The organism is Cellulomonas gelida (genome assembly GCF_006538725.1).
In the GTDB taxonomy this organism is placed as follows: domain Bacteria; phylum Actinomycetota; class Actinomycetes; order Actinomycetales; family Cellulomonadaceae; genus Cellulomonas; species Cellulomonas gelida.
Map to the genome: position 1 here is coordinate 27,107 of NZ_BJLQ01000016.1, position 12,728 is coordinate 39,834.

Annotated in this window: 11 protein-coding genes; 5 read left to right on the plus strand and 6 right to left on the minus strand. The window is 74.9% G+C overall.

Annotated features, from left to right (window positions below; all coding sequences use genetic code 11):
* Window positions 1-88 precede the first annotated feature (88 nt).
* The 5 genes from CGE01nite_RS08950 to CGE01nite_RS08970 all read right to left on the minus strand — a co-directional run bounded on the left by CGE01nite_RS08950 (window position 89) and on the right by CGE01nite_RS08970 (window position 5,361).
* Complete coding sequence (locus CGE01nite_RS08950) at window positions 89-1,045, minus strand: zinc-binding dehydrogenase (protein ID WP_048343644.1); 957 nt, start codon at window positions 1,043-1,045, stop codon at window positions 89-91.
* A gap of 85 nt (window positions 1,046-1,130) precedes the next feature.
* Complete coding sequence (locus tag CGE01nite_RS08955; protein WP_141370379.1) at window positions 1,131-1,865, minus strand: DUF5995 family protein; 735 nt, start codon at window positions 1,863-1,865, stop codon at window positions 1,131-1,133.
* Between the two features lie 59 nt (window positions 1,866-1,924).
* Window positions 1,925-2,650: a maleylpyruvate isomerase N-terminal domain-containing protein gene (locus CGE01nite_RS08960; RefSeq protein ID WP_141370381.1), complete on the minus strand. Its 726-nt coding sequence runs from the start codon at window positions 2,648-2,650 to the stop codon at window positions 1,925-1,927.
* Window positions 2,651-2,693: 43 nt separating this feature from the next.
* Entirely contained in the window at window positions 2,694-3,914 is a 1,221-nt protein-coding gene (gene metX, locus CGE01nite_RS08965; protein WP_082156437.1) for a homoserine O-acetyltransferase MetX, read from the minus strand.
* 124 nt (window positions 3,915-4,038) lie between these two features.
* Window positions 4,039-5,361 (minus strand): bifunctional o-acetylhomoserine/o-acetylserine sulfhydrylase, encoded by a 1,323-nt coding sequence (locus CGE01nite_RS08970; protein ID WP_048343642.1) that lies wholly within the window; start codon window positions 5,359-5,361, stop codon window positions 4,039-4,041.
* Between the two features lie 456 nt (window positions 5,362-5,817).
* Here CGE01nite_RS08970 and CGE01nite_RS08975 point away from each other — a divergent pair, with 456 nt between their 5' ends.
* Entirely contained in the window at window positions 5,818-7,230 is a 1,413-nt protein-coding gene (locus tag CGE01nite_RS08975; protein ID WP_141370383.1) for a C40 family peptidase, read from the plus strand.
* Window positions 7,231-7,304: 74 nt separating this feature from the next.
* On the opposite strand, the gene CGE01nite_RS08980 is transcribed toward CGE01nite_RS08975, so the two are convergent.
* Window positions 7,305-7,799: an inorganic diphosphatase gene (locus CGE01nite_RS08980; RefSeq protein ID WP_013882397.1), complete on the minus strand. Its 495-nt coding sequence runs from the start codon at window positions 7,797-7,799 to the stop codon at window positions 7,305-7,307.
* A gap of 159 nt (window positions 7,800-7,958) precedes the next feature.
* Here CGE01nite_RS08980 and dacB point away from each other — a divergent pair, with 159 nt between their 5' ends.
* The 4 genes from dacB to hpt all read left to right on the plus strand — a co-directional run bounded on the left by dacB (window position 7,959) and on the right by hpt (window position 12,726).
* A complete protein-coding gene (gene dacB, locus CGE01nite_RS08985; protein ID WP_141370385.1) occupies window positions 7,959-9,383 on the plus strand; it encodes a D-alanyl-D-alanine carboxypeptidase/D-alanyl-D-alanine endopeptidase in 1,425 nt (474 codons plus the stop codon).
* A gap of 363 nt (window positions 9,384-9,746) precedes the next feature.
* Window positions 9,747-10,841, plus strand: a complete 1,095-nt coding sequence (locus tag CGE01nite_RS08990) for an Rv3626c family coenzyme F420 biosynthesis-associated protein (protein WP_141370387.1) — start codon at window positions 9,747-9,749, stop codon at window positions 10,839-10,841.
* A gap of 2 nt (window positions 10,842-10,843) precedes the next feature.
* Complete coding sequence (tilS, locus tag CGE01nite_RS08995) at window positions 10,844-12,160, plus strand: tRNA lysidine(34) synthetase TilS (RefSeq protein ID WP_141370389.1); 1,317 nt, start codon at window positions 10,844-10,846, stop codon at window positions 12,158-12,160.
* A gap of 11 nt (window positions 12,161-12,171) precedes the next feature.
* Window positions 12,172-12,726, plus strand: a complete 555-nt coding sequence (gene hpt / locus CGE01nite_RS09000) for a hypoxanthine phosphoribosyltransferase (RefSeq protein WP_170210931.1) — start codon at window positions 12,172-12,174, stop codon at window positions 12,724-12,726.
* Window positions 12,727-12,728 lie beyond the last annotated feature (2 nt).

The following is a 12,728-nucleotide window of genomic DNA, read 5'->3' on the forward strand; positions in this document are numbered from 1 at the left end:
CGGGCCGGTGGCCGCTCCGCTCGCCGGCTCCGTCGCCGTCGTGTCGCTCACCGTCCTCGCCTCCCTCGTCGTGCGCCCGCCTGCGTGCTCACGTCGTCAGGACGATCTTCCCGAACTGCTGGCCGGCCGCGAGCCGAGCGACGGCGTCGCGCGCCTGCGTGAGCGCGAACGTGCGGTCGACGAGCGGCCGGACGCCGGTCCGCGCGAGGAACGCGAGCAGGTGCTGGAGGTCGTCGCGCGAGCCCATGGTCACGCCGAGCACGGAGATCTCCTGGAAGAACACCCGCGTGAGCTCGGCGGCGGTCGGGTCGCCCGAGGTCGCCCCCGCGACGACGACGGTCCCGCCGGGACGCACCGAGCGCAGCGAGTGCGACCACGTCGCCCGGCCGACGGTCTCGAGCACCAGGTCGACGCGCGGCACGCGCGCCCCGGGCTCGACCGCGGCGGCCGCACCGAGCGTCAGGGCGTGCGTGCGCCGCTCGTCGGACCGGCTCGTGACGAGCACCTCGAGCCCGGCGGCCGCCCCCAGCAGGATCGCCGCGGTGGCGACCCCGCCGCCCGCGCCCTGCACCAGCACGCGCTGCCCGGGGGTGGCACGTCCGGTCGTGAAGAGCATGCGGTAGGCGGTCAGCCACGCGGTCGGCAGGCACGCGGCCTCGACGAAGGAGAGCTCGGCGGGCTTGTCGACGAGGTTCCACGTCGGCACCGCGACCTGCTCGGCGAACGTGCCCGGGTACCGCTCGGACAGCAGCGAACGCGGCTCGTCGGGCCCGACTCCGTGCCCGGACGTCCCGCCGATCACGCCGTGCACGACGACCTCGCGCCCGTCGACGACCCCCGCGGCGTCGGTGCCGAGGATCATCGGGAGCTGCTCGGCGCGCAGCCCGACGCCGCGCAGCGACCACACGTCGTGGTGGTTGAGCGCCGCGGCACGCACGTCGACGACGGACCAGTGCTCGCGCGCCTGTGGCTCGGGCCGGTCGCCGACCTCGAGGGCGGCGACGGGGTCGTCGGGGGAGAGGTCTCGTGCGTAGGCCGCGATCACACCGTCACGTTACCCACCGGTAGTGCGCCGGGCCCGGGAATCGCCCGGCCCGGGGACGCGCAGGTCCGGAACCCGGGGCGGGCGGCTACGGCCGGTCGAGCGGGTCCGGGAACACCGTCAGCAGCTGGCGGCTCACGAGGCCCACGGTCCGGGCGAGCGCGTCGCGCGCGGCGGCGGCGACGAAGCCGAGGTCGCGCACGTGCCACAGCACGAGCGCGTTGGCCCACGCCGCGTCGCGCGCCTTGTCGATCGAGAAGTTCGAGACGAGGTCAGCCACGGGTGACAGCTCACCGCCCGCCGCGACCACGCGCGCGTCGAGGAACGACTGCCGCAGCGGCCGGACGACCTCCGCGAGCACGTCGTTGACGCGCTCGAAGTCCGCGTGGACACCGCGTGCGGTCGGTGGCACTCCCCGCGCCTCGCACGTCGCGACGACCGCGAGCGGGAGGTCGTGGTTGATGTGCGCGTTCATGCCCGCGAGCGCGAGCTGCAGCGGCCACAGCCCGGCGTGCGCGCGACGCTCCACGAGCGGCGCCCACGCCTTGTTGACCGTGCGCCGCGCCGCGAGGTCGCGCGGCACGTCGAGGAACAGGCCCGCGAACCGCACGTCGAGGTCCTCGACGAAGTCCGGGTGCGTGAAGGTCCCGTCGGTCACCCGCACCGCGACGAGCGCCGTCACGTCCCGGTACACGTCGCTGAACACGCCCAGCCCGTCGGTGCGCGACCACTGCGCGCGCTCGGCGTCCATCGCGGCCAGGACCCGCCCGATCGCGACAGACCCGCTCGGCACCCCGTTCGGCTCCCCGTTCGGCACCCCCATGCGCCCACCTTGGCGGATGCCGCCGCCGCTGCCCAGGGTGAATCCGGGTGCCGGGGCCCTCAGAGCACGGGCAGCATGCGCCCGAGGTCGGGCACGGAGTCGCCGGTCCAGCGCGGGGCGATCGCGGCGGCGAGCGCGTCGACGTCGTAGGGTGCGCGACCGCTGGCCAGGCGCACCCAGGCGCGCGCGTCCGTCACCTCCAGGTCCCACCCGCCGCGTGCGACGACGATCGCGAGCAGCTCGCGCGCGACGAGGTCGAGGGCCCGCGGCTCGACCGGGTCCGGGCCGGCGCCCGCGCCCGGCACGCGGCGCACGGACACGAACAGGTCGTCGGCGTGCACCACGAGCTCGATCACGCGCGAGACGGTCATGGTCGACAGGCGCACGGGCCCGCGGCGGGCCTGCACCACGGGGTCGCCCGCCGCGGTCAGCGCGTCGAGCGCCGCGAACGCGGCCGCCGCGCGGTCGTCGATCCAGCCGATCGGGTCGCCGGCCACCTGGGCGGCCAGTGCGCGCGTGGTCTCGGCGATGTCGCCCGCCCGCCCCGCGTACGTCCCGAGGTACTCCGCGAGCGTGAGGGGGACCGTGCCGGCCGGCAGCGGGGAGCACGCGGCGAGCGCGTCCATGGCCCGGCCGAGGTGCGCGACGAGCGCCGTGACCGTCCAGCCCTCGAGCACCGAGGGTGCGTCGCCGACGGAGTCGTCGACGACCTCGACGACCCAGCGCCGCAGCAGGTCCCACTGGTCGTGCAGCGCGGTCGAGGCCTCGGTCAGCGACGCGGTCATGGCCCCATCCTGCCGTGCGGGCACGCCGATGCGGGGGCGCAGGTCAGGGGCGGGTGCGGACGAGCTCGCCGAGGAACTCCGAGACGTGCCTGCCGACCTCGTCCTCCTCGATGAGGAACCCGTCGTGCCCGAAGTCGGAGTGCACGACGCGCACGGGTCCCGCTCCCGGGACGTGCGCGGCGATCCGCTCGGCCTGTGCGAGCGGGAACAGCCGGTCGGTGTCGACGGCCACGACGAGCCCGCGCGCGGTGATCTGCGACAGCGCGTTGTCCACGCCGCCGCGGTCGCGGCCCAGGTCGTGCGTGATCATCGTGCGCGTGAGGGTGACGTAGGTGTTGGCGTCGAACCGTCGTACGAGCTTGTCGCCGTGGTGCTCGAGGTACGACTGCACCGCGAACCGCCCGCCCTCGAGCGGGTCCTCGGCGCCCTGCGGGATCCGCCCGAAGCGCTCGTCGAGCTCGTACGCCGAGCGGTAGCTCTGGTGCGCGATCTGCCGCGCGAGCCCGAGCCCGACGTGCGGGCCGTCGCCGTCGGGTGCGTCGTAGTAGTCGCCGCCGCGGAACTTCGGGTCGGCGTGGATCGCGACGAGCTGGGTGTGGAAGTTGGCGATCTGGTCGCCCGAGGTCTGCGCGCTCGTCGCGATCGCGGCGAACGCCTCGACGCGCTGCGGCTCCGACGCGGCCCACTCGAGCACGCGCAGCCCGCCCATCGACGCGCCGATCACGAGCGCCCACGTGCGGATGCCCAGCAGGTCGGCCAGGCGGACCTCGGCGGCGACCTGGTCGCGCACGGACAGCTGCGGGAACCGGCTGCCCCACGGGCGGCCGTCGGGCGCGGGCGACGAGGGTCCCGTCGAGCCCTGGCAGCCGCCCAGCACGTTGGGCGCGACGACGAACCAGCGCTCGGTGTCGATCGGCGCACCCGGCCCGACCATCGACTGCCACCACCCGGGCGTCGGGTGCCCGTGGCCGGCCCCGCCCGTGACGTGCGAGTCGCCGGTCAGCGCGTGCAGGACGAGCACGGCGTTCGAGCCGTCCTCGTCGAGCTCGCCCCAGGTCTCGTACGCGAGCCGGACCGCGGGCAGGCGACCGCCGGACTCGAGCGCGAACGGTCCGAGGTCGGCGAACTGCCGACGCCCGACCTCGTCGCCGTCCTGCCATGCCGACGACGCGGGCACGGCAGCCCGCTGCGCGACCGGGGTGCGGCTCGCGCGCGTGCTGGCCAGCGCCCGGGCGGGGGCGAAGGCGGAGGACTCGTCGGACATGGGGAACCAATCTACGCAGGGGCGCGGCCGACGTCCCGCCGCGACCGCGGTGCGGGACGAAGGTCCGTGGACCGAGCGGGGTGGGGCGCCGTGCGACGCCCCACCCCGCTCGTCGGGACGAGCGTCAGGCGGCACCCTTGGCGGCCCGGAAGCCCGCCTCGAGGTCCGCGAGGATGTCGTCGATGTGCTCGATGCCCACCGCGAGGCGCACGAGGCCCGGCGTCACGCCGGACAGCGCCTGCTCCTGCGGGGTGAGCTGGCTGTGCGTCGTCGACGCGGGGTGGATGACGAGCGAGCGCACGTCGCCGATGTTCGCGACGTTCGAGTGCAGCTCGAGCGCGGAGACGAACGCCTGACCGGCCGCCGACCCGCCCTCGATCTCGAACGCGAGCACTGCGCCGCCGCCGCGCGGCGCGAACTTGACCTGGTTGGCGTGCCACGGGCTCGACTCGAGGCCCGAGTAGTGCACGCCGAGCACGTCGTCGCGCGCCTCGAGCCACTGCGCGACCTTCGTCGCGTTCTCGACGTGCCGCTCGACGCGCAGCGACAGCGTCTCGATGCCCTGCGAGATGAGGAACGCGTTGAACGGCGAGATCGCCGCGCCCAGGTCGCGCAGGAGCTGGATGCGCGCCTTGAGGATGAAGGACAGGTTCGCGCCGAACGCGGAGCCGACGCCGAGCGCCTCGGCGATCACGAGGCCGTGGTACGACGGGTCCGGCGAGTTGAAGCCCGGGAAGCGGTCCGGGTACTGCGCGTAGTCGAACGAGCCGCCGTCGACGATCACGCCGCCGATCGCCGAGCCGTGCCCGCCGAGGTACTTGGTGGCCGAGTGCACGACGACGTCGGCACCCCACTTGAGCGGGTTGATGAGGTAGGGCGTCGCGACCGTGTTGTCGACGATGAGCGGCACGCCGTACTCGTGCGCGACCCCCGCGACGAGCTCGATGTCGAGCACGTCGGACTTGGGGTTGGGGATCGTCTCGGCGAAGAACGCCTTGGTGTTCGGGCGGATCGCCGCGCGCCAGGCCTCGGCGTCGTGCGGGTCGGTCACGAAGGTCGTCTCGACGCCGAGCTTCGGCAGCGTGTAGTGCAGCAGGTTGTACGTCCCGCCGTAGAGGGACGGGCTCGCGACGACGTGGTCGCCCGCCTCGGCGACGTTGAGGATCGCGAGCGTCTCGGCCGCCTGGCCGGAGGCCACGAGCAGCGCGGCGACGCCGCCCTCGAGCGAGGCGATGCGGTTCTCGACGACCTCCTGCGTGGGGTTGCCGATGCGCGTGTAGATCGGGCCGAGGTCCTGCAGCGCGAAGCGCGCGGCGGCCGTGCCGGCGTCGGGGAAGACGTAGGACGTCGTCTGGTAGATCGGCAGCGCGCGGGCGCCCGTCGTGGGGTCGGGCGTCTGGCCGGCGTGGACCTGACGGGTCTCGAAGTTCCAGTTCTCGTTGCTCATCTGCGTGCTCCTGGTGGCGGGAAGGGGATCCGCGGGGAGCTCGGGCAGCCGACGTCCGTCCCGCGGGAGAGGGGAGGGTCGCGCACGGTTCGAACGGGGAGGGCCCCGCTGGACCTTCGTCGGTGTGCTCGTCGGATCGACGTCGAGCAGCCGGCGGGCAGGCCGAACGTGCGCGTCAGCGACACATTCGACGGCAGGGCATGGGGTGAGAGTAGGCACCACGTACCGCAACGTGAAACGCCCGTCTCGCATGGTGAACATCCCCTGTCTCGTCCATCCGGTTCGTCCGAAATGTGACTAGTGTGAAAGGTGGGACTGTTGTGACTGGTGTTCACTTCTGGGGCTCCCGCAGGTAGCGTCCGCAGAGCGCGTCCGTCACCGCCGGTGGCGTGCGCAGGGGCACGCACGAGCAGGGACCGCTGGAAGGGGCACGACGACGTGGGCGAACGAGGGGCCGTGCGACGAGCACGGGGCGCGAGTGCGCTCGCCGCAGCGACGGTCGGGCTGCTGCTCGTCAGCACGCCGGGAGCCGTCGCCGACCCGGGCGCGCCGTCCGACGACGACGTGCGCCAGGCGCAGGCCGCGGTCGGTCGTGCGCAGCGCTCGGTCGCCGAGATGGAGATCCGCCTCGCGCAGCTGAGCTCCGAGGCCAACGCCGCCGAGCTCGAGGTCCAGCAGGCCGGCGAGGCCTACACGCAGGCGATGTCCGACGCGCAGGTCGCGCACGACGCCGCCGCCCAGGCGCAGGACCGGTCCGACGAGGCCGCCGCCGCCGCCGAGAAGGCGCGCCGCGAGCTCGTCGCGATCGCGCGTCAGGTCGCCCGCTCGGGCGGGTCCGCCGACCTCGTCGAGGCGCTGCTGTCCGCCGAGGGGTTCGAGGACGTCGCTCGTCGGACCAGCCAGATGGACCAGTTCACCCGCAAGACCGACGAGGCCGTCCAGGCGTACCAGGCGACCACGCTCGTCGCCGGCACGCTCGCGGGCGCCGCGACGCAGGCCGCCGACGACGCGACCGACGCGCAGGCGCAGGCGCAGACGCTCCTCGATGCCGCGCAGGCCACCGCCGACGACGCGGCCGCCGCCCAGGCCGCGGGCGAGGCCGAGCGCGAGACGCTCCTGGCCGAGCTCGCCACCGCGCGTCAGACGAGCGTCGACGTCGAGCGTCAGCGTCAGGCCGCGATCGACGAGGAGCGGCGCAAGCGCGAGGAGGAGGAGGCCCGCCGCAAGCGCGAGGAGGAGCAGCAGCCCACCCCGCCGCCCACGCAGCAGCCGACCCGCCCGCCGGTGACGACTCCGCCGCCGACGACCCCGACGACGCCGCCGCCGACGAACCCCACGACCCCGCCGCCGGCCAACCCGACCACCCCGCCGCCCGCGAACCCCACGACGCCGCCACCGGCGAACCCGACCACCCCGCCGCCTGCGCCGACGACCCCGCCGCCGCCCAAGCCCACCACGCCGCCGTCGCAGTACGGCCTCGGCACCGGCATCTCGCGCGGCTCGGCCGCGCAAGGGCAGAACGCGGTCGCGGTCGCCAAGACGCGGCTCGGGGCGCCGTACGTGTGGGGCGGCACGGGCCCGGGCTACGACTGCTCCGGCCTGACCATGACCTCCTGGCGCAGCGCGGGCGTCGCGATCAACCGCACGTCGCGCGACCAGTACAAGCAGGTCCTCAAGATCAGGTACGCCGACATGCGTCCCGGTGACCTCGTGTTCTGGGGCACCAACCCGAACGACCCGGGCTCGATCTACCACGTCGCCATGTACATCGGCGGCGGTCAGATCATCGAGGCCCCGCGGCCGGGCGTGGCCGTGCGCATCACGTCGATGCGCTGGGCCGGCTCCATGCCGTACGCGGGTCGCCCCTGACCTGCCGCGCACCAGCGACGACGAAGGCCCGGTCCCTCACGGGAGCCGGGCCTTCGTCGTACGTGCGGGGTGGGTCAGTGCTCGTAGCCCGCGTCGATCGCGCGCTGGCGCGAGCGCTGGATCTCCGCCTCCGCCTCGGCGCGGCCGGTCCAGTGCGCGCCCTCGACGGACTTGCCGGGCTCGAGGTCCTTGTAGACCTCGAAGAAGTGCTGGATCTCCAGGCGGTGGAAGTCGGACACGTCGTCGATGTCCTGGCGCCAGGCCGCGCGCTGGTCGCCCGTCGGGACGCACAGCACCTTGTCGTCGCCGCCCGCCTCGTCGCGCATGCGGAACATGCCGAGCGCGCGGCAGCGGATGAGGCAGCCGGGGAACGTGGGCTCCTCGAGCAGCACGAGGGCGTCGAGCGGGTCGCCGTCCTCGCCGAGGGTGCCCTCGATGAAGCCGTAGTCGTCGGGGTAGCGGGTCGACGTGAAGAGCATGCGGTCGAGCCGGATCCGCCCCGTTGCGTGATCCACCTCGTACTTGTTGCGCTGACCCTTGGGGATCTCGATCGTGACGTCGAACTCCACGGCTCTCCTGTCCGCTCGCCGGGTCGCGGATCGGACGCGTGGCCGGGCGGCGTGGTTCGGGGACCGGCGCGCCGCAGGTACGGGCGGACCGTCTTGTCGACATATTCTGACCCACCGGTGGGCCGACCGTCCCATCGGGTCCCCGAGCGGAGCGTGACGATGGCCACAGGTGCGCGTGTCGTCGGCACGACGATGCTCGTCCTGGTCCTCGGCCTGGGCGGCTACGTCGCAGCCGACGCGTACGACGTCGCGCCCGGCTTCGTGACCCTGGACCCGGTCCCCGCCGAGGCCGCGCCGTTCCCGAGCGCGCCCGCCGCGGTCGCGCCGCCGGACGTCGTCCCCGCGCTCGGCGACCTCGACGAGCAGGTGCCCGAGCCCGCGTCCGACCCCGTCGCGACGCTCGTCGACAAGCTCGCGAACGACTCCCGGCTCGGCAAGAACGGCGCGACGGGCGTCGTCGTGGCCGACCAGCTCACGGGCGAGGTCATCGCCGAGCGGCGGTCCACCGCCCCGCGCGAGCCCGCGTCGACCGCGAAGCTCGTCACCGCGGTCGCGGCGCTCGGCACGCTCGACGCCACGACGACGCTCACGACGAGCGTCGTGCGCGGCAGCGGCGACCAGGTGGTGCTCGTCGGTGGCGGCGACATGATGCTCGCGCCCGACGCGGGCGACGCCGCGGTCGTCAACGGCCGCGCGGGCCTGGGCGACCTCGCGCGAGCGGCGGCCAAGCAGCTCAAGCTCGTCGGGCTCACGACCGTCACGCTGCGGGTCGACGACACCCTGTTCACCGGGCCGCGCACCAGCCCCGGCTGGGACGAGGGCGACCTGAACATGGGCTACGTCGCGCCCGTGACCGCGCTCGCGGTCAAGATCGCGGCGACCAAGGAGGGCGTGCCCTACCCGCCGCGGTCAGCCGACCCGACGATCGCCGCCGCGAAGATCTTCGCGCAGCGGCTCACCGAGGCGGGCATCACGGTCACCGGCGACCCGGCGCGCGCCGCCGCACCGGCCGGGGCGACCGTGCTCGCGACCGTCTCGTCGGCCCCGCTGCCCGAGCTCGTGCACTTCTTCCTCGAGGACTCCGACAACACCATCACCGAGGTGGTCTCGCGCGTCGTCGCGCTCGACCAGCGCCTCCCTGCGAGCTTCGAGGGCGGCACCCAGGCGGTCCTGCGCGCGGTGACGCGGCTCGGCGTCGACACCAAGGACGCCGTGCTCGCCGACGCCTCCGGCCTGGCCGAGGGTTCGCTCCTCACCCCGCTCACCCTGCTCGACCTCGTGGAGCTCGTCGTCGACCCGGCCCATCCCGAGCTGCGCTCGATCGCCGCGGGGATGCCGATCGGCGGCCTGACCGGCACGCTCGGCGACCGCTACCTGTCGTCCGACGCGCGCGGGCTGGTCCGCGCCAAGACCGGGAGCCTGTCGGGGGTCAAGGGCCTGGCCGGCACGGTCGTCGACGACAACGGTCGCCAGCTCGTCTTCGTCGTGCTGGTCAAGCACGAGAAGGAGACCGGTCCGTTCGGGCCGCGCCAGGCGATCGACGAGTTCGTCACCAACCTCCACGCCTGCGGCTGCACGGGCTGACCCGCCACCGTCCCCCCGCTCCCTCGCGACACCCCGCCCGCGACGCCCGCGAGACCGGCCCTCTCCCGCGAGGTCGTGAGTTCCGACTGCAGACCTCACGCAGAGCTGCCGACCTCACGCAGACCTGCCGACCTCACGCCGGCCGGCCGCCCCGCCGCGACCTGTGGTGAGCGCCGGCGAGGTCGGCACTCGCACGCGAGGTCGTCAGTCCGGACTGCCGATCTCGTACGGGAGTGCCGATCTCGTGCATGGGAGTCGGGGGCGGGGGCGGGGGTGGACGGGGCGTGGGCGGGGCGGTGTGGTGGGGACGCTGTGGGCGAACGGCGGGGAGGGCGGCCAGGGTGGCGGGTTACCGTGAGCCGCATGAGCGCGACGACGGGCCCGGTCGACTGGGACACCGCCCAGCGGGTCGCCGCGCGTGCGGCCCGGCCGGGGCCCGCTGCGCCGCGGGCCGAGCTCGAGGACCTGGTCGCCGGGCTGCGTGACGCCGCCGGTCCCGCCGCCGAGCATGCCGCGCGCGTGACCCGCCTGGTCCCGGCCGACGGTCGGGCGCCCGCCGACGTGTCGCGCATCCTCGTCGTCGACCGGGCCGGCTGGACCCGGGCGAACGTGCGGATGTTCGCGACGATGAGCGCGCCGCCCGCCGGTGCCGCGCCGGCCGACGGCGCTCCGCTCGACCCGCCCGCGCGCACGGGCTTCGCCGGGCGGCTCGCCGCCGGTGCCCAGCTCGGAGCGGCCCTCGCCCTGCTCTCGGGCAAGGTGCTCGGGCAGTTCGACCCGTTCACGCCGCCCGCGGGAGCCGCGCCGGACGCGCCCGGGGAGGGGCGCCTGCTCCTCGTCGCGCCCAACGTCCTGCACCTCGAGCGCCGCCTGGGCGTCGACCCCGACGACTTCCGACTGTGGGTGTCGCTGCACGAGCAGACGCACGCGCTGCAGTTCGCGGCCGCGCCGTGGCTCGCCGGGCACCTGCGCACTCGCTTCGCTGAGCTGCTCGGCGACCTCGCCGGGCAGGGCGAGGAGACGTTCGGCCGCATGGTGTCGGCGGTCGGCAAGGTCCTGACCGACGACGAGGGCAGCCTCCTCGACGTCCTGACGCCCGAGCAGCGGGTCGTGGTCGACGAGGTCGGCGCGGTCATGTCGCTGCTCGAGGGGCACGCCGACGTCGCGATGGACGCCGTCGGCCGGGGCGTCGTGCCGTCGGTCAAGGAGATCCGACGCAAGTTCGAGGAACGGCGCGACCACGGTGCGCGCGCTCGGGGGCCCGCGGGCATCGTGCGGCGGCTCCTCGGCATGGACGCCAAGCTCGCGCAGTACCGCGAAGGCGCGGTGTTCGTGCGCGCGGTGCGCTCGAGGGTCGGCGTCAACGGGCTCAACGCGGTGTGGACGTCGGTCGAGCAGCTGCCGAGCCCGGCCGAGATCGCCGACCCGAGCGCGTGGGTGCGCCGGGTGCACGGCTGACCGTGGCCGGGCCGGACCCCCGCGTCGCCGACGTGCGGCGCGCGGTCACCGCCGCGGTCGCGGACCTGCCCGACGACGCGCTCGTGCTGGTCGCGTGCTCCGGCGGGCCGGACTCGCTCGCGCTCGCGGCGGCGGCGGCCTTCGCGGTGCCCCGCTCCGGGTCCGCTGCGTCGGTCTCGGCGGCCTCGTCGGGCTCGTCGGGCTCGTCGGCCTCGTCGGGCTCGGCGGGCTTGTCGGGCTCGGCGGTGCGGCCGGTTCAGTCGGCTTCGGCCGGCCCGTCGGCGGCGCGACGGGCCGGTGCGGTCGTCGTCGACCACGGGCTCGTGCGGGGCTCAGCCGACGTCGCCGAGCGCGCCGCGCAGCAGTGCCGCGCGCTCGGGCTCGACCCCGTGCTCGTCGTGCGCGTGCAGGTGTTCGGCGCGGGTGGGCCCGAGGCCGCCGCACGCGCCGCGCGGTACGCCGCGCTGGAACAGGCCGCGGACGAGACCGGGGCCGCCGCCGTGCTGCTCGGCCACACCCTCGACGACCAGGCCGAGACGGTCCTGCTCGGCCTCGCCAGAGGCTCCGGCGGGCGTTCCCTGGCGGGTATGGCCGGGGTGCGCGGACGGCTGCGTCGGCCCCTGCTCGGCATCCGGCGCGAGGACACGCTCGCGGTGTGCGAGGTGCTCGGCCTCGACCCGTGGCACGACCCGACCAACGCGGGCCAGCCCGGCGACCCGCTGCGCAGCCGCGTGCGCGCCCACGTGCTGCCGGTGCTGGAGCGCGAGCTGGGACCGGGCGTCGCGCGGGCACTGGCCCGCACCGCGACCCACCTGCGCGAGGACGCCGCAGCGCTCGACGCCGCAGGCGCCACACTCCTCGCCGACGCCCTCACCCCTGCCGACCCGTCCTCCCCCGCCGGCTCCCGTGTCCCGGTCGCCGGGCGCTTCGTTGCTCCGGCACCGCTTCGTCGGCCCGAAGCGACGAACCCGCGCGGGAACGACGACGCGGCCCCGGCCGGCGACGGCGCGGCGGGCTCCGACGGCGGGGCGGGGGTGGGGGTGGTGCTCGACGTGGGTGTCCTGCTCGGGGCCGAGGACGCCGTGCGGCGGCGGGCCGTGCGTGCGGCGGTCGTCGCCGCGGGGGCGCCCGCGGGTTCGGTGCACCGGGTGCACGTGCTCGCGGTGGACGCGCTGCTCACCGACTGGCACGGCCAGGGCCCCGTCCAGCTGCCCGGGCGGGTGGTGGCACGCCGCCGCTGTGGCACGCTTGTCGTCGGGCCCGACAGCCCACCGATGCCAGCCCGGGCGACCCGTCCGGCGGACCAGCACCGCACCTGACAGGAGCAGCAGTGGACCCTGCGGACATGGGAGCCGACCTCGAGAAGGTCCTGCTCACGCAAGAGCAGCTCCACGGCAGGCTCGACGAGATCGCGGCCCAGATCGACGCGGACTACGCGGGCAAGGACCTCCTGCTCGTCGGCGTCCTCAAGGGTGCCGTGATGGTCATGGCCGACCTCGCGCGCCGGCTGCACTCACCCGTGCAGATGGACTGGATGGCGGTCTCGTCCTACGGGTCGGGGACCAAGTCGTCCGGTGTCGCGCGGATCCTCAAGGACCTCGACACCGACCTGATCGGCCGGCACGTCCTGATCGTCGAGGACATCATCGACTCGGGCCTGACGCTGTCGTGGCTCGTGTCGAACCTGCGCAGCCGCGGCCCGGCGAGCGTCGAGATCGCAACGATGCTGCGCAAGCCCGACGCCGCCAAGGTCGAGGTCGACGTCCGGTACGTCGGGTTCGACATCCCGTCGGAGTTCGTCGTCGGGTACGGGCTCGACTACGCCGAGAAGTACCGCAACCTGCCGTTCGTCGGCACGCTCGCACCCCACGTCTACGGCGCCTGACC